Genomic DNA, 20873 nt, shown 5'->3' on the forward strand with positions numbered 1-20873 from the left:
CCTCAGGAACATTGATCGGAGCACCGGCAATCAGGGGCGGCGTCTCCGCCGCCCCGATGATCAAAAACTCACGCCGAGATTGGCCCTGAAGCTCTGGTCGACCGCACCACTGCCGAACTGGCCGGCATAAGTGACGCCGAGTGTGGCATCGGGCGTCAGCGTAAGATCCAACCCCGCTTCGACGATGGCCGTGTCCTTGGCGATCGGCGCGCCGGCGACGGTGAAGGCGCCACCGCTCTTGAAGGCCACGGAGGCCAGCGGCGTGACGTCGCCGAATGTGTGGCGCCAGCCGACCATGCCGTGCAGCTTGGCGTCCATGCCGCGGATGGCGATTTCGGTGCTGGCCCTGACGCCGAGCGTCGCAAACGTCGTCTCGGTGGTCGAGGTGGACGCGGTCAGCGCCGCCTGGCCGCCCTTTTCGGTGAAGCCGTCGGTCTTGACGTTGATATAGGCAAGCGCTGCGAAGGGCTCGACGATCGCGTCGCCCTGCTGCAGCCGGTAGCTCGCCTCGCCGAAGACCTGGGTGGTGCCGGCATCGTAGCTGGCGGTCAGCTTGTCGTTGAAGTTGGCAAAAGCGACGGTGCGGCTGGTCTCGATGTCGGTCCAGCTGTAGGCGGCGCCGGCGCGCAGGCTGAACGCCTCCCACTGGCCGCCGGCGAAAACGCCGGCATGGTAGGCGCTGCTGTCGCCCGAGGAGGCGCGGTCGTGGGCATTGAAGCTGCCATTGCTGTAGCCGGCGAAGGCGCCGATGCGGACACTGTCGCCGATGCCGGCGTCGAGGCCGCCGATGAAGCCGCCGGTGGTGCGGCTGAAGGCGGCGGCGTTGCCGTCGCTGCCGGTCTTGCCCCAGGAGCCATAGGCCTGGCCCCAGAACGCCATGCGCTCTGTCGTTGCTTCGGCAATGACAGGCCCGTCGGGACCATAGGCCATGACGGGCAGGGCGGCGGCCGTGCCGATGTCGCCGAAGGCGGCGCGGATACGGTCGTTGGCGGCACTGGCGAGGAAGCGGCTGTCCTCGACGAGCATGCCGCCGACGGAGGCGTGGACCTCGCCTGACAGCGCGTCGAAGGCCTTGCGTGCCGCGTCCTTGTCGAGATTGACGATCGCCTTGTAGATCGCGTGCTTGTTGCCCAGCCTGTCGGCCGCCCCGCCGGCGGCGAACTGGTTGCGGGTCGCGGCGATGTCGGTGAACTTGATGTCGTTGCGGTCGAGCGACAGGCCGACGGCGTTGCTGGTGTAGGTCAGCGTCGGCGTCAGGAAGGCTAGGTTGCTGGTAACCGAGGCGAACTGGCCGAGCACGCCGGTTGCCGCGGTCAGGATGGTGTATTGCGTCGACGGCGCGTAGTTGCCGCTGCCGGCCAGCACCTGGACGGTGCCGCCCGAGAGCGTCGCCTTGCCGGCGACGGAGAGCCTGTCCGACTTGGTCGTGTCGACATCGACCTGGAAGGTCGACCCAGTGGCGAAGCTGGCGTCACCAGTCACGCTGAGCGTGCCGATCGAGCTGCCCGCGTTGACGGTCGAACCGGATTGCGCCGTGAGCTTGCCGATGATTCCGGTGCCGCCGAGGACAGCACCCGAGGCGACCGTCACTGCCGACTTGGCGAGCGAGCCGTTCACCGAGAGCTTGCCGGCGCTGACTGTGGTGTCACCCGAGAGCAGGCTGGTGGCGGTCAAAGTGAGCGCGCCGGCGCCCGACTTGGTGAAGCTGCCGGTGCCGTTGATGGCGTTGGCGAAGCTGGCGTCGGTCGCCTGGTCGATGATGAAGGCGGCGTCGTTGAGGATCGCGCCGCTGCCGAAGCTGGTGGCCGAACCGGAGAGCGTGCCGGCGGAGATGGTCGTGCCGCCGGTGTAGCTATTGGTGCCGGTGAGTACGGTTTTCCCCGACCCGATCTGCTTGACCGCGCCGCTGCCGGAGATCGCGCCGGCGAATGTCAACAGGTCGGAGCGATTGAAGGCAAGCACGGCATTGTTCTCGACGTTGCCGATGATGGAGCCAGCCGTGCCGCCGATGCCGATCTGCAGCGTGCCGGCGCTGATCTTAGTGCCGCCGGCATAGCTGTTGGTACCGGTCAGCGTCAGCGTCTCCGAACCGGTCTTGGTCAGCTTGCCCTGGCCGGAGATCGTGCCAGATGCGGTGAGGTCGGCCCGGGTGTCGAACGTGCCGCCGGCCAGGCGCAGCTCGATGTCGCGTGCGGTGGTCATGGCTGCGGTGTTGGTCAGGATGCCGCCAACGAAGGTGAGCCCGCCCGAGGCGGCGCCGAGATTGCCGTCGGACGAGATCGACAGCGTGCCGCCCTTGATGACAGTGCCGCCGGTGTAGCTGTTGGCGGCGCTGAGCACGAGCGTGCCGTAGTCGTCCTTGACCAGCCCGCCGGAGCCGGTGAGCTCGGATTCGATCGTGGCAATGGTGCCGGCACTCGAAGCCGTGCCGTCGCCGACGCGGATGGTGGTGGCGGCGTCATGAAGGCCGATCGCGTCACCCTTGATGACGTAGCCGCTGGCGAACTGCATGCCGGTAACCGATATGGCGCCCTGGCTGCCGTCGACGGTCACCGTGCCGGCGGTGCCCTGGAAGATGGCGTAGCCCGGTTGCGGCGCCATCGGCGCGTTGAAGGCACCGTCCTGCCGGGTCCAGTTGCCGCTTGCCGCGCTCCATGTGCCGTCGCCGCCGTCGACGGTGCCGTTGTTGAGGTTGCCGCTGGCGCCGCCGTCCCAGAAGGCGAGTGCCGTGCCGCCGGTGTTGATCAGGTTGATCTGCTTGGCAACCTGCGTCTGGATGGTGAGGTCGCTGGCCTGGAAGGCGCCGGGCACGGTACCGATCACCAGCCCGTTGTCGGTCAGCGTGCCGCCATAATTGATCAGGCGATAGACGCCGGCGCCGAAATCGTTGCCGCCGCTGACATTGAGCTTGCCGTCGAGGATGAGGTCGCCGTCGACGTCGATGCGGTCGCTCTGGGCGCCGAGTTCGAAGTCGAGATTGGCGTCGTCGGACAGGCTGAGCGAACCAACTGTCAGCGTTCCCTTGCCAGCACCGGGCGCGATATGGCCGCCGTCGGAGACGGTTACGCTGCCTGCGATCGTGCCCGAGCCGGACAGGGTCGCATCGCTGTCCACGGTGACGGCGGTGTCGCCGAGCTTGCCGTTGACCTGGAGCTCGCCTGCCTTGACCGAGGTCGCGCCGGTATGGGTGTTGTCGCCTGACATGGTCAGCTTGCCGGTGCCCTGCTTGTTGAGGCCGCCGGTTCCCGACATGATGCCCGAGAATTCGGTGTCGTTGCCGTCGCCCGACGTCAGCGTGCCGGCGCCGAGCTTGACGTTGCCGGCACCAGCCAGCGAGGCGATGGTCTGGTTGTGGCCGTCGAGGTCGAAGGTGGCGCCCGAGCCAACGCTGACCGCGCTGGCAGCGGCGATCGTGTTCGCGGCTCCCGCCTTCAGCGTGCCGGCATCGATCCTGGTGGCGCCTGAGTAGGTGTTCGCGCCGGAGAGGGTGAACGTGCCAGAGCCCTTCTTGGTCAGGCCGCCGGTGCCGTTGATGATGCCGGAGAAGTCGGTCCAATCGTTGTTGCCGCCTGTGGTCAGGGTGCCGGCGCCGAGGGCAACCGTGCCCGCACCGGCGAGAGATCCGATGACCTGGTCGAAGCCGTCGAGATCGAGTTCCGTGCCGCTGGCGACTTCAACTGCGCTGGCCGAGGAGAAGCTGTTGGTGGCTCCGGCCTTGAGTGTGCCGCCATCGAGCCAGGTCTTGCCGGTGTAGCTGTTGGTGCCGCTCAGGGTGAAGATGCCGCTGCCGACCTTGGACAGGTTGCCGGCGCCGGAAATCGAGCCGGAGAAAATGGTCGAGGCGTCGTTTCCGCCCGTCGTCAGCGTGACTTCCTGTGGCGAGCCCCAGAGCGGCCTGGCCACGCCCAGCGTGACCGAACCCGCGCCTGCCAGCGAACCGATCTGCTGGTCGTAGCCGTCGAGGTCGAGCGTGGCGTCGGCCTTGACGGTCATCGCGCCAGTCATGTCGAATGCATTCGCATTGCCCGCCTTGAGCGTGCCTTCGCTGACTGTGGTCGGGCCACCGTGCTGCATGGCCTTGACGACCAGCGTGCCGTCGCCGGTCTTTTCCACGGCGCGTGGCACGCCCCCGCCCGACAGGATGAAACCCGAATGTGTGGCGGTGCCCGACGCGACCGACAGCACGGTGTTGTCCTGCTGCAGGGTCATGATGTTGGCGAGGTCGACATCGGCGCCGTAGTCGAGGGCGCCGCCGAACATCATGATGTAGCCGGTGCCGGCGGCGAGGCTGTTTTCAAGCCGCAACGTTCCGGCAAGCGAATAGACGATGCCGTCATAACCGCTGCTGTCGCCCGACAGGGTGAGCTTGCCGGCGCCGTACTTCTTGAAGTCGCCCGAGCCTGAGATGTCGCCGTCGAAGGAGCTGTCGTCGGACCTGTCGAAAGCAAGCGTGCCGGAATTGCTAACGTTGCCTGACAGCGTGCCTGTCGTCTCGGATTTGCCGATCTGCAGGACGCTGCCGCTGTCTATGGTCGTGCCGCCGGAGTGGCTGATGTCGCCGCTCATCAGGACGACGCTGTTGCCGGTGAGGGTCACCGTTCCGGTGCCGGTGATGTCGCCGGCATATTCGCCATTGGCCTCGGTGTTGTTGAAGACCAGCTTGCTGTTGTTGAGCACGTCGCCCTTGATCGAGCCGCCATTGCCGATCTGCAGCGTGCCGGCGTTGATCGTTGTGCCGCCGGTGTAATAGTTGGCGCCGGTCAGGGTGGTGGTGCCGCTGCCGTTCTGCTCGAGGCGCCCGGTGCCGCCGATGTAGCCGCTGATGACGAGCGCGTCGTCGGAGCGGTTGAAGGCCAGAACGCTGTTGTTGATGATGTCGCCGGCAACAGAGCCTGAGGTCCCCCCATCGCCGAGTTGCAGGGTGCCTGCGGAAATGGTGGTCTTGCCGGTGAAGGTGTTGTCGCCGGTCAGGATCAGCGTGCCGAGGCCGAGCTTGTCGAGTTCGGTCATGTTGCCATCGGCGATGATGGACGCAATCGTCGCCGTCACGCCGCTGTCGGTGTTGATGAAGCTCGCCTTTTCGTTGCCGAAGGGATTGCCCGACAGGGCGAGGATGCCGCCGGTGAGCTGGTAGCCGTCGGTCGTGAACTGCAGCCCCTGGAAGGCCAGCGTGCCGTCGACGGTGACCGTTCCGGCCGTGCCGGCGAACACGCCGACCTCGCCGCGCCAGCCGTCGTTGATGGTGGCTTCGCCGGGCGCGCCGGTCCAGTTGCCGTTGGAAGCACTCCAGGTGCCGCTGCCGCCATCGACAGTGCCGTTGCCGGCGAGATCCGAGCCGTCCCAGAACTGCAGCAGCTGGTCGTTGTTGCGCAGGATCAGATTGACCTGGTTGGCGACCGACGTGCTGATGAAGGCGTCGGTGGGCAGCGTGTGGAACGATCCGGTGACGCTGCCCGAGACGTTGAACAGGCGGTAGTAGCCGGTCACCGCGTCGGGTGTCTCCAGCGTGCCGCCGAGCGTCAGGTCGCCGTTGACGATGACGAGGTCGTTGGTCGGACCGCCGACGACGCCTGATGTGCCCAGCTCGAAGATGCTGGTCGAGCCACTGTTGAGGGTGAGGTTGCCATCGACGGTCAGCGTGCCCGGGCTGTTGCCTGCCGACAGCGTGCCATTGACGACAGTGGTCGCGATGGTGCCGCTGCCGCCGATGGTCGCGCCGGCATCGACCGTGACGCTGGAGGACGCCGCGATCGAGCCGTTGACGAGCAGCTTGCCGGCGGAAACTGTCGTTGCCCCGGTGTAGCTGCTGGTGCCTGTGAGGATGGTGGTGCCGGTGCCGGCCTGCTCGAACGTTCCGGTGCCCGAGATGGCGTTGTCGACGGTGACGAGGTCGGAGCGGTTGAAGGTAAGCGTGCCGCCGTTTTCGACGCTGCCCGAGCCCAGCTTGCCTGATGTTGCGCCGTCGCCGACCTGCAGCTTGCCCGCAGTGATCTTGGTGGTGCCGGCGTAGCTGTTTTCGCCCGACAGCACCGTGGTGCCGCTGCCTTTCTGGGTGAGCCCGCCGGTACCGGACAGGACGCCACCGAAGGTCACCTGGTTCGACCTGTTGAAGGCAAGCGTGCTGTCGTTCAGGGCGATGACCGAGCTGCTGCCGATGCCGCCGCCTGCAGTGCCGTCGCCGATCTGCAACGTTCCGCCGAAAAGCGACGTGGTGCCGGACATGGTGTTGGCGCCGCTCAGCGTCAACGTGCCGTAGCCTTGCTTCTCCATGGTGCCCGTGCCGGAGAAGCTGTTGGCGAGGGTGTAGTCGCCGTCCCGGTTGAGGACCAGCATCGCGTTGTTGATGACCGCGCCGCTGCCGAGCGTAGCGGGGTCGCCATTGCCAAGGGTAAGCCTGCCCGCCGAGATGGTGGTTCCGCCGGAGTAGCTGTTGACGCCGTTGAGGACCAGATCGCCCGACCCGGTCTTGACCAGGCTGCCCGAGCCGCTGATCGCACCGTTAAGGACCATGGAGTTGTCGGTCTCAAGCGTGGCGGCGGCGTCGAGATCGAAGGCATTGTCGAGCCAGGCGTTGGTGCCGCGCAGTGTTGCCGCGCCGCCGAAGGCGACAGTGCCGGAGCCGAGCCCTCCGGCCCCGTCGACCTCGACTGTGCCGCCACCGATGTAGGTGCCGCCGGTATAGGTGCTTGGCCCGCGCAGCAGGAGCTTGCCGGAGCCGGCTTTCACAAGTTCGGTGCCGGCACCGCTCAGCCCCGTGATGCCGGTCTGGCCGCTGCCGTCGATGGTCAGCCGGTGACCGTCGCCGTCCACGCCGCCGAGGAACTCGAAGCCGGTGCCCGCTTCCGTCAGCACCAGCGCGGTGCCGCTCAGGACAGCCTGGGCCATGGCACTGCTTTCGCCGGAGACCGTGTGCAGGGCGCCCTTGCCGTTGGCGCCGGTGCCATTGAGTCTCAGCGCGCGTGTGTCGATCGACATTTCACCGTCGATCTCGAGCGTGGCGTTGGCCGCGACATCGATGGCGCTCGAACCGTTGCCGAGCGCACCAGCATTGCGGACACTGAGCGTGCCGGCATTGACGGAGATGCCACCTGAGAAGGTGTTGGCGCCGGTCAGGATCGTCTTGCCCGTGCCACGCTGGCTGAAGCCGCCATTGCCGTTGATGTTGTTGGCAAGCGTGTAGGTATCGGAACGGTTGACGGCGACCGTGCCGTTATAGTTGTTGATCGTGCCGAGGACGGAACCGCTGGTGCCGCCATTGCCGAGTTGGAGCGTGCCTGCGTAGATTTCGGTGCCGTTGGTATAGGTGTTGTCGGCGGTGAGCGTCGTGGTGCCACCGCCCAGCATGGTCACGGTGCCGCCACCGGAGATGACGCCGCCGAAGGTCAGTGCGCCCGTGCGGTTGAAGGACAGCGTCGTGCCGCTGGCCAACGCGACGTTGCCGTCGAGCGAGCCTGATGTGCCGCCATCGCCGATCTGCAATTGGCCGCCGCTCACCGTGGTGCCGCCGCTGTGCGTATTGGACCCTGTGAGCGTGAGCATGCCGCTGCCGACCTTGGTCAGCGAGCCGGTACCCGACGTCCCGCCGGCGAAGGTCGAGGAGACGTCGCCCTGGCCGATGGTCAGGGCGCCGGCGCCGAGCGCGACCGTGCCGGTGCCGGTCAGCCTGCCGATGGTCTGGGCCTTGCCGTTGAGGTCGAAGGTGGCGTTGCCGGCGACGGAGAGATCCTTGCCGAACAGCAGGCTGCCGCCGGCGCCGAGCCTGAGCGTACCGGCGTTGACCGCGGTGCCGCCGGCATAGGTGTTGGCGGCGCCGAGCACCACCGTGCCGGCACCGGATGTGCTCAGCGCGCCAGCGCCGCTGAGCAGGCCGTTATAGGTCAGCGTCATGCCGGCATCAGCCGAAAGCCCGCCGCCGCTGGCGCCAAGGGTCGCGTCGCGGCCGGTGGCGAAGGACGCGGTGGCATTCAGCGTACCGCCGCTGAAGCTCAGCGCGCCGTTGCCGAGGCTGGCGTCGGACGCCACCGACAGCATGCCGCCCGAGAGATTGGTGCCGCCGGTGTAGGTGTTGGTACCGGTCAGGGTGACCGTGCCGGAACCGATCTTGTTGAGCACTGCCGTGCCGGTGAGTTTCGTCGCGTAGGACCCGGCATTGAAGTTGAAGGCAGTCGACGCCTCGATCGTGCCGGCGCCCGTGGCGCTGCCGCCGGTCGAGGTCAGGGTGGCGAGCGAAAGCGTGCGCCCCGCGCCGATGTCGATGGAACCGCCCGTGCCGTTGGTCAGTTCGCCGATGCCGGTCAGGTTGCCGCCCGTCAGCGACAGCGTGCCGTTGTTGTTGAAGGTGACGTTGCTGGCGGTGACGTCGCCGTTCTTCACATTGACGGTGCCGCGATTGACGAACTGGCCCCAGCCGCCCGACAGCGTGCCGCGGCCGTTGAAGTTCAGTGTCGCGCCGGTTTCGTTCGTCCATCCACCGGCAGCGGAGACTGTGCCGGTGTCCGCGACATTGACGGTGCCGTTGTTGACGAAGCCGCCATTTGTCGTTTCGAGCGTCGCACCCGAGGCAACGTTCATCGTCGCGAAGTTGGTGCCCATGTCCAGGCTGAGCGACCTGCCCGTGTCGACAGTGACGAGGCCATAGTTCTTCAGGTCGTAGATGGACCTGGCATTGTTGGCGGCGCTGGCGCCTTGCACCTTCATTTCGGCGCCGCCGTCGATCAGGACCCAGGTCGGCCTGGTGCCGTAGGAATAGGTGCCCGAGATCGTCGTGACGCCGGCGCCGAGATGGATCGCGCCCTGCACCGTGCCCTGGTTTGGGGCGGAGCCCAGGCTGTTGATGCTGTTGGTGCCGCCGGTGATGTAGATCGCGTCCTGCCCGCTGAGCGTGCGCCTGATCGCGCCTGCGGTGCCGATTGTGATGTTCAGGTTCTGGCCGCGAATACCGACACCGCTGGCGCCGCTCGCTGCCCTGTTGCCATTCCAGCCGCCGCCGCCGGCGCCTTCGACACCTGTGACATCGCCATTGACGATGATCGTTGCGCCATTCGGGTCGGTGACCGAGATGCCATGGCCACCACTGCCGCCGACGCCGTGATCGCGTGGGTACAGTGTTCCACCTGGCCCGCCATTGGAGTTTCCGGCTTCCCCCGCTCCTCCCAGGCCACCACGCACGAACACGCCGGCGCCAACCGTTACGGTTGTCGAGCCGCTGGTGCCGCCGATCACAATGCCGCTGCCGCCGCCGCCGCCACCGCCGCCGCCGGCGATCGAGGTGCCGCCAATCTGGACGCCGCCGTAGCCACCCTTGCCGCCTTTGCCGCCAGTCGAGTCCTGGCTGACGGTAACGTTGCCCGAGTTGATCACCAGCCCCGCGCCACCGCCGCCACCGCCGCCGCCGCCGCCAGCGCCGTTATTGCCTGCGCCACCGCCAGCGCCGCTGTCGGCAGCACCACCACCGCCGCCACCGAAGCCGTTGGTGCCGCCGTTGCCGCCGTTGGTGCCGGAAGGCTGGCCGTTGCCCGACTGGCCGCCGCCACCGCCGTTGCCGCCCGCCGCAAGCACGGCACCCATGCCGGTACCACCGGCCCGGGTGCCGGAACCGTTGCCGCCATTGCCGCCGTCTGCGCCAGTGGTCTGTGCAACAGCCGGGCCCGCGGCGGCGGTCATCACCAGCGGCGCCACGAGTGCTGTGCAGGTCAAAAGCGCGGCGCGGTAGAGGCCATGGCGGGACGGCGCGGAGCGATCCCTGGTTGCATGCTGCGCTGCTTCATTTCGACTGCGGGTGCTGCTCACGTGATATTCCCCGGATCGCGGACGCAAACCGGCGGCCGGCGGCGCGCAAGGCTCCGCCGGCGCCGCGACAAGTGCTGTCGGCGCAGTTCACATCGGCTGCTAAGTTCAGCTCCGGCGCCCGCCCAAAAACCCCAAGCGCCGGGATGAGCGGGACCCTATGCCCGCCGCAAAAAGGGGTCAATTGTTAGAAACTGACTATTATTGGGGGGAATTTCGGCCGTTATTGCAGGTGGTTAGCCGATTTCGCGGGCGAGCGAGGCGTCGTACGCCGAGTCGATGACGGCGAGCTTGGCCGCCTGCGCGGCGGCGATTTCGCCGAGGAAACCCCTGGATACCCACATCACCGAACTGCCGCGCTTGCCGCGCCAGCCGATGCTGCCCAGGCTCTCGGCCTCGCGCAACTTGCGGGCGAGATGCGAGCGCGACAATTGCAGCCATAGGCCCATTTCGGCGATCGAGGTGATGCTCGTCGACAGCTGCTCGGCATCGGTGGTGGCTTCCTCCAGCCCGGCGATCAGCCGTTCCATGATGATGCCGCCATTGTTGAGCCAGGTGAACAGCGAAAACGTGTTGGCCGGCTCGCGGATGGCATGCGAGGACAACAGCCCGTCGCAGATCAGCGGTTCGATGCGGGCCAGGCCGTCTGGTGTCGCCAGGTAAGTGGCCAGGCGCTGGCCACCATCGAGGCCGTCGAGCGTCGCCAGATGCACCATCACCCAGCCGTGTATGGCATCGATCGTCGATTGCGACGGACGCACCGGCCGTGCCCGGCGGTCGTCGGTCTCGGGGCAATACTCGATGTAGCCGTAGTTGAGCAGCTCCTTGAGGAAGGCGTCGGCGGTGTTGCGGCTCGCCACCGCATGGGCCTGGGTCATGTCGAGGAAGCGCGACGTCAGGAGCCCAGGCTCGCCGGCTTCGCGCTTGAAGTACAGGGCGAAGCCGATATGGCCCATCAGCCAGCGCTGCTGGGTGGCGAAGACGGAGGACTGCCGGGGATTGGCCTCGTAGGCCATCAGCAATGCTTGCGACTGCCGCCGGATGAACTCCTGCAGCGCGGGGTGGCTGGCGATTTCGTCCGCAGTCATTGCCAAGAATCGGCCCTCGAACTGTTCGCTATATCCACGCTTCGACGGCGTTCTGTCTAGCCCCATCGAAGTAGTCGAACTGGATCGCTCATGAAGTAATGGGAATGGCACGTGGTCGGGCAAATCTATCGCGGCAAATGACCTTCGGCCGGTCTTGTGGCAGGAAATTCAAGCTGCGGATGCAAAAGCTGCGCCCGGCCGGCGTCACGACAGACTGCCGCAATGGTCCCCTGTCATTTGGCAGATCATGAAAGCTGCTCTGGACCAAATATTAGATTGATCAATCGAATAATGATGCGCTGGCTTGGAGGATGCCGGCGGCGGCCATTCTTCGGAGACATCTGACTGTGGAAAGTTTGTACAAATGACGCACTACCTTCACCGCCGGGCGGGGATTGCGGCAGCTGCCGTCGCCCTGCTGGCAAGCGCGGTCATGCCTGCCGTGGCCGACGGCGCCAATGCCGCGGTGCAGGCCGAAACCGCGAAACGTTTGGTGTCGACCTTTGTCGTTGCCAGCGACATGACCGAATGGACGCTGTCGTTTACCGGCATCCTCGCGGCTCGCGAGGAGGTGGCCGTCGGCGCGCCGTTCCAGGAGCAGCGCATATCAAGCGTCGAGGTCGAGGTCGGCGATCGCGTCACGGCGGGGCAGATTCTCGTGCGGCTCGACACGGCGATGCGCGACAACCAGCTGCGCGAGAGCGAAGGCCGCCTGGCGCGGGCCAATGCAGCACTCGCCCAGCAGCAGGCAAAGGCGGCGCAAGCCCTGGCCGCGCTGCAGCGTGCGGCACCGCTCAAGCAGTCGGGCGCCCTGTCGACGCAAGCCTTCGCCGACCGAGCATCCACCGAGGCTGTCGAGCGCCAGGGCGTCGCGCTGGCACAGGCCGAGGTCGACCAGGCCGTGGCCCAGCTCACCGAGTCCCGCCGGCTGGTCGAACGCAACGTCATCGTCGCGCCTGTCGCCGGTGTCGTTTCCGAACGCAATGCCAATGCCGGCGCGCTGACCGGCGCGGATCCGCTGATCCGCCTGATCCGCGACGGTGAGGTCGAGCTGGCGGCGGAGATCCCGGAACGCGAGCTGCCGCGCCTGGCCGTCGGCCAGGCTGCCTCGGTCAGCCTGCCGGGAGTGGACGGGAAGATCCCGGGCAAGGTCAGGCTGATCTCGCCGAAGATCGACCGCGACACCCGTCTCGGCGTGGCACGCATCGCTTTCGAGACGGATACCGCCCTGTTCCCGGGCGCCTTCGCCCGCGCCGTGGTCGTGGTGGCGAATCGCCAGGCGATCGTCATCGCCGATTCGGCGCTTGTCTATGGCGGCAAGGACAAGACCGCCGTCTTCGTTGTCGAGGACGGCAAGGTCGACCTGCGGCCGGTCCAGACCGGCATGCGCAACAATGGCAGGCTGGAAATCCGCGCCGGCCTGAAGGAAGGCGACGTCGTCGTCGCCAAGGCCGGTGCCTCGCTGCGCGACGGCGACGTGGTCGCCACCACCGACATCGGCGCCAAGACCGGAAGCGTCAGGCCATGATCAGCAACATATCCGCCTGGGCGATCCGCAAGCCGGTGCCCACCATCGTCCTGTTCGTCGTGGCGACGCTGGCCGGCAGCGCCGCTTTCATGCGCCTGCCGGTCAATGCCAATCCCAGCCTGTCGTTTCCGATTGTCACCGTCGCGGTGACGCAGCCAAGCGCTGCACCCGCCGAGATGGAAAGCCAGATAACCCGCAAGGTCGAGGGGTCGATCTCCGGGCTCGCCGGGGTCAAGAACATCCGCTCGACGATCAAGGACGGCGTCTCGACCACGACGGTCGAGTTCAAGATCGGCGTCAATCCGGACCGCGCGACCAACGACGTCCGTGAGTCGGTCGGCCAGATCAGGTCCGACCTGCCGCAGTCTGTCCAGGAGCCGATCATCTCGCGTGTCGACGTCGAAGGCGGGGCGATCCTCTATTTCACCATGCAGGCGCCCAACATGTCGGGGCTCGATGCGTCATGGTTCGTCGAAGACATGATCAGCCGCGAGCTTCTTGCCGTGCCGGGCGTCCAGAAGGTCGAGCGGTTCGGCGGCGTCAACCGCGAGATTACCGTTTCCCTCGATCCCGACAGGCTGCTTGCGCTCGGCGTCACCGCCGACCAGGTCAACACCGCACTGCGCGGCATCAACGTCAACGTTCCCGGCGGACGCGGCGAGATCGGCGACAGGGAACAGTCGATCCGCACGCTGGGCAGCGTCACCTCGTTCGACCAGTTGCTCAACCTTTCGGTGTCACTGCCGGGCAAGCGCTGGGTGCAGCTCAGCGACATCGCCACGATCACCGACGGGCCGACAGAGGCCCGCGGCTTTGCCCGTTACAATGGCGAAGCTGTCGTCGGCTTTTCGGTCTATCGCGCCAAGGGCTACAGTGACACCGCTGTCGCCGACGCGGTGACCAAGCGGCTCGGCGAAGTTTCCGCACGCACGCCCGACGTGTCGTTCAACGAGGTGATCTCCAACGTCGAATACACGCTGGAGAGCTACAACGCCGCGGTGACCGCGCTGGTCGAAGGCGCTGGCCTGACCGTGCTTGTGGTGTTCCTGTTCCTGCGCAACTGGCGCGCCACGCTGATCGCCGCGGTTGCCATGCCGCTGTCGATCCTGCCCACCTTCGCGGTCATGGATTTGCTCGGCTATACGCTGAACGGCGTCAGCCTGCTGGCGCTGACGCTGGTGATCGGCATCCTCGTCGACGACGCCATCGTCGAGATCGAAAACATCGAGCGTCATGTCGACATGGGCAAAAGGCCGTATCTCGCCTCGATCGAGGCGGCCGACGCCATCGGCCTGGCGGTCGTTGCAACGACCTTGACCATCGTTGCGGTGTTTGCGCCGGTCAGCTTCATCGGCGGCGCCGTCGGCCAGTATTTCCGCCAGTTCGGCATCACCGTTGCGGTTGCCGTGATGATCTCGCTGGTCGTGGCGCGCCTGCTGACGCCGCTGATGGCGGCCTATCTGCTGCAGCCGAAACCTGCCGGCCATCACGCCGCCGAACCGTCACGCATGTCGCGCCGCTATCTCGCCGTGCTCGGCTGGACGCTCGACCACCGCAAGACGACCTTCGCGCTGGTTGCCGCATTCTTTGCCGGCTCGGTCTTCCTGCTGACCCAGCTTTCGACCGGCTTCGTGCCGGGGACCGACAGCAATATTTCGGAGGCCAACGTGACGCTGCCCCCGGGCACCCGGCTCGATGAGACCGCACGCGTTGCCGACGAGATCGTCAGGCAGCTGAAAGAGCGCAAGGAAGTGGCGAGCGTCCTGGCTCTCACCAGCGATGCCACCAAGGTGACTCTGGTCATCCGGCTCGTGCCGCGAAGCGAGCGCGAACTCAACCGCAAGGAGTTCGAGCTGTCGGCGCTGCCGATCCTGGCGGGCATTCCCGACATCCAGTTCAGCTTCGCCTCTGACAGCGGCGGCAAGGAGCTGTCGATCTTCCTGGCCGGCAACAACCCGGAAGAGCTGAACATGGCCGCGCGCCAGCTCGAAGAAGAGATGCGCAAGCTGCGGCAGCTGGCGAACGTGCTGTCCAACCAGGCTCCGCTGGCGCCCGAACTGCTGGTCAAGCCGCGCATGGACGAGGCGGCGCGGCTCGGGGTTTCGGTGGTATCGCTCGGCACCGTGGCCCGCATTGCGACGCTCGGCGAGAGCGACGCCAATTCGGCGCAGTTCAATCTCGGCGACAGGCTGGTGCCGATCCGCGTGCTGCTCGACAAGTCGGCGCGCGGCGACCTCGAGACGTTGCGCAATCTCAGGGTCGGCACCGATAGTGGTACGGTGGTGCCGCTGACGTCGGTTGCCGACATCGACTTCGGTGCCGAGGAAGGCAAGGTCGAACGGCTCGACCGCAAGCGCATGGTGGCTGTCGAAGCAAACCTGAACGGCGTGACGATCGGCGACGCGATGAAGGCCGTCGAGGCGCTGCCCTTGCTGAAGAACCTTCCCGCCAGCGTCACGAACGTCAAATATGGCGCCTCGGAGGAAATGGGCGAGATGTTCCGCGGCTTCGCGCTGGCGCTGGTGGCGGGCATCCTGATGGTCATGGCAGTGCTGGTGCTGCTGTTCAGGAACTTCCTGCAGCCGATCACCATCCTGATCGCCCTGCCGCTGTCGCTGGGCGGTGCTGCCCTGGCCTTGCTGCTCTACGGGGCCGCGCTCGACCTGTCGTCGACGATCGGCATCCTTATGCTGATGGGCATCGTCTGCAAGAACTCGATCCTGCTCGTCGACTACGCCATCGATTGCCGCGCCCAGGGCATGGAGCGCCGCGAGGCGCTGATGCAGGCCGGCGTCACCCGCGCGCGGCCGATCATCATGACCACGATCGCCATGGTCGCCGGCATGGTGCCGGCAGCGATAGGCATCGGCGCCGACGCCAGCTTCCGCGCGCCGATGGCGGTGGCGGTGATCGGCGGCCTGATCACCTCGACGCTGCTCAGCCTTGTCGTGGTGCCGGTCATGTTCACCTCGATGGACGACCTCAACGCCTGGTTCGCCCGCCACCTCAAGCGACTGACGTCGGTCACCGAGGCGGACCGCGCCGAAGGCGAGCTGATCGCCGAACGGGCGAGGGGCTGAAGGGCGACCTGGCAGGCGGAAATTCCGGCCACCCCCTGGCGCCTCGCATCTTTTGCGGGGCGGCGGAACCAAAACCGATTCCGAATCCCGCGCTCATGCACTAAGAAACTGTTTGCATCGGTCTGCCACATTTTTTGGCACCGGACATCAGGCGGAGTTGGCACAGCATGGATCTCTCTTTCGATCTCGGGCGCGGTCCTGCGTCCTTCGGACACCGGTTCCTCATCGGTCTCCAGCCAGGGCATGTGCTCGGCGACAAGGACAAGCGGCTGCTGTCGTTGCTGAAGCCGGCTGGCGTCGTTCTGTTCCGCGCCAATTTCTTGCCCGACGCGCCTTACGAGGACTGGCTCGACAACCATGCCCGGCTGCTGTCCGACGTGCGCGAATACATCGAGCGCGACGAAGTCATCATCTCGATCGACCATGAGGGCGGCGGCGTGTTGCGGCCGCCGGCGCCGATCACGCCTTTCGCCTATGCGCGCGAATGGCCCAAGCAGGCCGCCGATGTCGGCAAGGCGATGGGCATCGAGCTGCGTTCGCTCGGCTTCAACGTCAATTTCGCCCCCGTCGTCGACGTCAATTCCAATCCGGCAAATCCCGTCATCGGCCAGCGTTCGTTTGGCACGACGCCTGATGACGTGGTGCCGGCGGCGCGCGAGTTTCTCGACGCGATGCAGGCCGAAGGCGTTTTGGGCTGTCCCAAGCATTTCCCCGGCCATGGCGACACGGCGGTGGATTCGCACTATTCGCTGCCGGTCATCGACGTCGACCCCAGGACGTTCCGCAGCCGCGAGCTCGAAGCCTTCCGCCATTTCAACGATGCGCAGACGCGCATGATCATGACGGCGCATATCGTCATCTCGCAGATCGATCCGGGCATTCCGGCGACGATGTCGAAGGTGATCCTGCAGGACATCCTGCGCAAGGAGCTCGGCTATGAGGGCGTCGTCGTCAGCGACGATCTCGGCATGAAGGCGATCTCCGACCGGCTCGACAAGCCCGAGACGACGATCCGGATCATCAATGCCGGCTGCGACCTGCTGTGCATGTGCGCCTACTGGGCCGACACCGAGGTCATCCTGCGCATGATCGACTACATGTCGGCCGGCCTGAAGGCCGGACAGATCAAGGAGCGGGAACTCGAGCAGTCCTTCACAAGGGTCGCGGGCCTGTTGTCGGACCTGCCCAATCACAAGGTCGAAGTGCTTGAAGAAGAGACCTTCCAGCGCCACGCCTCGGTCGCCCCGCTTCGCTCGCGCGCAATACCTGCCAATCACGGTGGCGCCACCAAGATCTGACGTATCGCAAAGCCGAGCGCCTTTGCGCCGGCGCGGCTACTGTGCCGCGCCTTGCGGTTCGGTGACGAGCGCGCGTTCGGCGGCGGTGCGCTCGGCGTAGCGCCGCGCCATCCAGGCGCACACCATCAGCTGCATCTGGTGATAGAGCATCAGTGGTAGCACGATCGCGCCGATCTCCTGGCCGGCGAAGATGACGTTGGCCATCGGCACGCCCGAGGCCAGGCTCTTGTGCGAGCCGCAGAAGGCGACGGTGATCTCGTCCTGCCGGGAAAAGCCAAGGAAGCGGCTGGCGAAGATGGTGATCGCCAGCACTGTCGACAACAGGAAGGCGGCGATCAGCAACAGCACGACAAGCGATTGCAGCGGCAATTGCTGCCACAGGCCGGCGACCATCGCCTTGGAGAAGGCGAGATAGATCACCATCAGGATCGAACCGCGGTCGACGACCGTCACCAGCCATTTGTGCCGGCCGAGCCAGCCGGCGAGCCAGGGCTGGACGAGTTGGCCTGCGATGAATGGCGCCAGAAGCTGCAGCATGATGCCCTCGATCGCCGACAGCGACACACCGCCGCCGCCCGTCCTGGCAAACAGCAGCCCGACCAGCAGCGGCGTCAGGAACATGCCGATGATGTTGGAAGCCGAGGCCGAGCACACGGCGGCGGGAACGTTGCCGCCGGCAAGGGCGGTGAAGGCGATGGACGACTGCACGGTCGACGGCAGCACGCACAAAAACAGCACGCCGGCATAAAGTGCTGTCGGCAGCACTGTCGGCACCAGCAGGCCAAGCGCCAGCCCTATGATCGGGAACAGCACGAAGGTGGTCGAAAACACCAGCAGGTGCAGCCGCCAGTGCGTCATGCCTGCAATCACTGTCGCCCGCGACAGCCGTGCGCCGTGCAGGAAAAACAAAAGCGCTATCGCGATGTTGGTCGCGGTGCCGAAATGGCCGGCGAAACTGCCTTGCGCCGGCAGCAGCGAAGCCAGCGCGATGCAGGCGATCATCAGCATGATGAAGGTGTCTGGACGAAAACGTGCGAACAAACGCGTGATCCCTTGGCAGCGAGCTAAATTTGTATACAGTATGCCAAATGCCGGTTGCATTGTGAATGGCGCATACAAAAATGATGATCATTGCGTTTCGTGAACACTAGGAGGGATCATGTTCGATCCGATACTCCTCCAGACCTTCGTGGCCGTCGCCGGCTCGCGCAGCTTCACCGGGGCCGCCGTGCATCTCAGGCTCGGTCAGTCGACGGTGAGCCAGCACATCCGCCGGCTCGAGGTTAGCGTCGGCAGGCGCCTTCTGGTGCGCGACACCCATTCGGTGATGCTGACGCCCGACGGCGAGGCGATGCTGGGTTTTGCCCGCTCGATCCTCGACGCCAATGAACGCGCCCGCAGCTATCTCCAGGGCGCCAGGCTCAGCGGCCGCATCCGCTTCGGCGCATCGGAGGATTTCGTCACCACCAGGCTCGCCGACGTTCTGCACAAGTTCACCGAGCGCCACCCTTCCGTCGAGCTCGAACTGACGGTGGCGCTGTCGAGCACCTTGTTCGACCTGCTCGACGAAGGTGCGCTCGACCTCGTCATCGCCAAGCGGCGCGTCGGGCTCAACCAGCAGCGCGAGGCGCGCAGCGGCGTTGCCGTGCGCACCGAACGGCTGGTCTGGGCCGCGCGCGACCCCTCCGTGGTCGAGGCCGGCAAGCCGTTGCCATTGATCCTGTTCTCGCGCCCCGGCATCACCCGCGTCGCGGCAATCGAGGCGCTCGACCGCAAGGGCATCGCCTGGCGCATCGTCTGCACCAGCGGCAGCCTGAGCGGGCTGCAGGCAGCAGCCCGCGCCGGCCTGGGCGTCATGGTGCAGCCGCGCGGCATGGTGTCATCGGGCCTGATGGTGCTGCCGACGAGCCCGCAGCTGCCGCAACTCGAGGAGGTCGAGTTCATCCTGACCAGCGCCGCCAACGAGCCGACGGGCGTGGCGGCGGCGCTCGCCAAGGAAATTCTCGACCGCAATGCCCGCCAGGAGTTCGAACTGCCGTTCCGCGAGGCCGTCTAGAGGAGCCCGCGCAGCGTCTTGGGGTCTTTCGAGTCGAAAAATACTCAGTATACTGTCTTTATCTGGTGGAGAGCCACATGGACGTGATGATCATCGGGGCAGGCATAGGCGGGCTGACACTGGCGCTGATGCTGCACAAGGCGGGCGTTCGGTTCCGCGTCTACGAAAGCGCGCAGGAGATCAAGCCGGTCGGCGTCGGCATCTCGATCCTGCCGCATGCCAGCCGCCAGCTGACCGAGCTTGGCCTGCAGGATGCGCTGGCCGAGGTCGCGGTCACGGCGCGCGAATCCTGCTTCTTCAACCGCTTCGGCCAGCTGATCTACAAGGAGCCGGTCGGCACCTTTGCCGGCTACGACTACCCGCAGTTCCAGATCCATCGCGGCGACCTGCAGCAGATACTCTACCAGGCGCTGGTCGAGCGGGCCGGCCCCGAATGCGTTGTCACCGGCTGGAAATGCATCGATGTCGAGCAGTCCGATACCGCCGCCACCGCCCGCTTCGTCGACGGCCGCACTGGCGAGGACCGACCCGTCCAGCATGGTGTGGCCGTTGTCGGCTGCGACGGCATCCACTCCGTCGTGCGCCGCAAGCTCGTGCCCGACGATGGCGGCCCGATCTATTCCGGCGTCAACATGTGGCGCGGCACGACCTGGTGGCAGCCCTTTCTCGGCGGCGCGAGCTATGTCCGCGCCGGCTGGCTGACGCATGGCAAGATGGTCATCTATCCGATCCGCAACAAGCTCGATGCCGAGGGGCGTCAGCTGATCAACTGGGTCGCCGAGATCGAGACGCCTGACTATCACCAGCAGGACTGGAACCGCCGCGGCCGGCTCGACGATTTCATCGGCGCCTTCGCCGACTGGCGCTTCGATTTCCTCGACGTGCCAGGCCTGATCCGCGGCACCGAGGCGATCCTCGAATATCCGATGGTCGACAAGGACCCGCTCGCCCGCTGGAGCTTTGGCCGCATCACGCTGCTCGGCGATGCGGCGCATCCGATGTATCCGCGCGGTTCCAACGGCGCCGGCCAGGCCATCCTCGACGCGCGCGCGCTGGCCGACAGCTTTGCATCGGGCGGCGACGTCGCAAGCGTGCTCAAGTCCTACGAGGACAAGCGGCTGGAGGCGACGGCGACTGTCGTGCGCACCAACCGCACCACCCCGCCCGACGTCATCCTCAAGGAGGTCTACGAGCGCACCGGCGACCGGCCGTTCGCGCGGCTCGACGACGTCATCACCCAGGATGAGCTGGCGGCGCTTTCGAACAGCTACAAGAAGGTCGCCGGCTACGACAAGGCGACGGTGGCCGAGCGGCGAAGGGCGTGAGGGGAAGGCGTTTTAGGACCTTGACGAGGCGTCACTGATGCAAGACCGCTATTGAAGGGACGCTTCCGTCCCAAACATCCGTAGCCGACCGCTCAACGGGATGTTTGCGCTTGGCCCTCAATCAGCCGGGCCCTGAGCCCGCCGTGCGTCTCTAAATAACCCGTCTTCGCCAAAAGTTAAATTTTCAAAAAATCAGATAATTGTGGAAATATCGGAACGGATGTTCCTTGCTATCCGTTGTGGTTACGGCGGTGTTTTTGTCGCCCACCAATAACAAGGAATATGAATATGAAGCGCATTGCATTGGGAATTTCAGCTGTACTTATGACCGCGGGGATGGGTTTTGCAGCTGAGCCGGCAATGATGGCGAAGACACCGAAGGGTGAAATATACACGAACATGAAGGGCATGACGCTCTATACGTTCGACAAGGACAAGGCCGGTGCATCAAGCTGTTACGATGCCTGCGCAACAAGCTGGCCGGCGCTCGAGGCTGACGCCAAGGCAAAGGCCGATGGCGCATGGACTGTGATTGACCGTACAGACGGCACCAAGATGTGGGCGTATGATGGAAAGCCGCTCTACACCTATGCCAAGGACAAGAAGGCCGGCGACATGAACGGCGAAGGCGTTGGCGGTGTCTGGCATATGGCCAAGGCCAGCTAGTCATTATTGTCGGCGGCGTCCAAGGGCGCCGCATCCCTGTGTTTTT

9 protein-coding genes are annotated in these 20873 nt (G+C 65.9%); 6 read left to right on the forward strand and 3 right to left on the reverse strand.

All coding sequences use genetic code 11. The features are described 5' to 3' along the window. Nucleotides 1-60: 60 nt before the first annotated feature. The gene (locus J1C56_RS20680; RefSeq protein WP_214391954.1) at nucleotides 61-9789 is read right to left on the reverse strand and encodes an autotransporter-associated beta strand repeat-containing protein; all 9729 of its coding nucleotides are present in this window, start codon (nucleotides 9787-9789) and stop codon (nucleotides 61-63) included. A 233-nt stretch (nucleotides 9790-10022) separates the two neighbouring features. Then, on the reverse strand, nucleotides 10023-10874 hold the full coding sequence (locus tag J1C56_RS20685; RefSeq protein ID WP_246591677.1) for a hypothetical protein: 852 nt from the start codon (nucleotides 10872-10874) through the stop codon (nucleotides 10023-10025). Between the two features lie 364 nt (nucleotides 10875-11238). Here J1C56_RS20685 and J1C56_RS20690 point away from each other — a divergent pair, with 364 nt between their 5' ends. From J1C56_RS20690 to J1C56_RS20700, 3 genes are all read left to right on the forward strand, one after another. Further along, the gene (locus tag J1C56_RS20690) at nucleotides 11239-12402 is read left to right on the forward strand and encodes an efflux RND transporter periplasmic adaptor subunit (protein WP_214391956.1); all 1164 of its coding nucleotides are present in this window, start codon (nucleotides 11239-11241) and stop codon (nucleotides 12400-12402) included. Then, nucleotides 12399-15482, forward strand: a complete 3084-nt coding sequence (locus J1C56_RS20695) for an efflux RND transporter permease subunit (protein ID WP_214391957.1) — start codon at nucleotides 12399-12401, stop codon at nucleotides 15480-15482. Before J1C56_RS20690 ends, J1C56_RS20695 begins: the two co-directional genes overlap by 4 nt. A 167-nt stretch (nucleotides 15483-15649) precedes the next feature. Then, the gene (locus J1C56_RS20700; RefSeq protein WP_214391958.1) at nucleotides 15650-16780 is read left to right on the forward strand and encodes a glycoside hydrolase family 3 protein; all 1131 of its coding nucleotides are present in this window, start codon (nucleotides 15650-15652) and stop codon (nucleotides 16778-16780) included. Between the two features lie 36 nt (nucleotides 16781-16816). Here J1C56_RS20700 and J1C56_RS20705 read toward each other — a convergent pair whose 3' ends face one another. Continuing rightward, nucleotides 16817-17788 carry a bile acid:sodium symporter family protein gene (locus J1C56_RS20705; protein WP_214392358.1) on the reverse strand — a complete coding sequence of 324 codons (972 nt, stop codon included), beginning with the start codon at nucleotides 17786-17788 and terminating at the stop codon, nucleotides 16817-16819. Nucleotides 17789-17939: 151 nt separating this feature from the next. Here J1C56_RS20705 and J1C56_RS20710 point away from each other — a divergent pair, with 151 nt between their 5' ends. From J1C56_RS20710 to J1C56_RS20720, 3 genes are all read left to right on the forward strand, one after another. After that, complete coding sequence (locus J1C56_RS20710) at nucleotides 17940-18836, forward strand: LysR substrate-binding domain-containing protein (protein ID WP_214391959.1); 897 nt, start codon at nucleotides 17940-17942, stop codon at nucleotides 18834-18836. A gap of 77 nt (nucleotides 18837-18913) precedes the next feature. Continuing rightward, complete coding sequence (locus J1C56_RS20715) at nucleotides 18914-20161, forward strand: flavin-dependent oxidoreductase (RefSeq protein WP_214391960.1); 1248 nt, start codon at nucleotides 18914-18916, stop codon at nucleotides 20159-20161. 288 nt (nucleotides 20162-20449) lie between these two features. After that, nucleotides 20450-20827 carry a COG4315 family predicted lipoprotein gene (locus J1C56_RS20720; RefSeq protein WP_214391961.1) on the forward strand — a complete coding sequence of 126 codons (378 nt, stop codon included), beginning with the start codon at nucleotides 20450-20452 and terminating at the stop codon, nucleotides 20825-20827. Nucleotides 20828-20873 lie beyond the last annotated feature (46 nt).

This window comes from Aminobacter anthyllidis (assembly GCF_018555685.1).
Classification (GTDB): Bacteria; Pseudomonadota; Alphaproteobacteria; order Rhizobiales; family Rhizobiaceae; genus Aminobacter; species Aminobacter anthyllidis.

Coding starts and splice junctions, on each gene's coding strand:
- J1C56_RS20685 (WP_246591677.1), bottom strand. CDS start 10,874: ATGACTGCGGACGAAATCGCCAGCCACCCCGCGCTGCAGGAGTTCATC.
- J1C56_RS20690 (WP_214391956.1), top strand. CDS start 11,239: ATGACGCACTACCTTCACCGCCGGGCGGGGATTGCGGCAGCTGCCGTC.
- J1C56_RS20695 (WP_214391957.1), top strand. CDS start 12,399: ATGATCAGCAACATATCCGCCTGGGCGATCCGCAAGCCGGTGCCCACC.
- J1C56_RS20700 (WP_214391958.1), top strand. CDS start 15,650: ATGGATCTCTCTTTCGATCTCGGGCGCGGTCCTGCGTCCTTCGGACAC.
- J1C56_RS20705 (WP_214392358.1), bottom strand. CDS start 17,788: ATGCTGATGATCGCCTGCATCGCGCTGGCTTCGCTGCTGCCGGCGCAA.
- J1C56_RS20710 (WP_214391959.1), top strand. CDS start 17,940: ATGTTCGATCCGATACTCCTCCAGACCTTCGTGGCCGTCGCCGGCTCG.
- J1C56_RS20715 (WP_214391960.1), top strand. CDS start 18,914: ATGGACGTGATGATCATCGGGGCAGGCATAGGCGGGCTGACACTGGCG.
- J1C56_RS20720 (WP_214391961.1), top strand. CDS start 20,450: ATGAAGCGCATTGCATTGGGAATTTCAGCTGTACTTATGACCGCGGGG.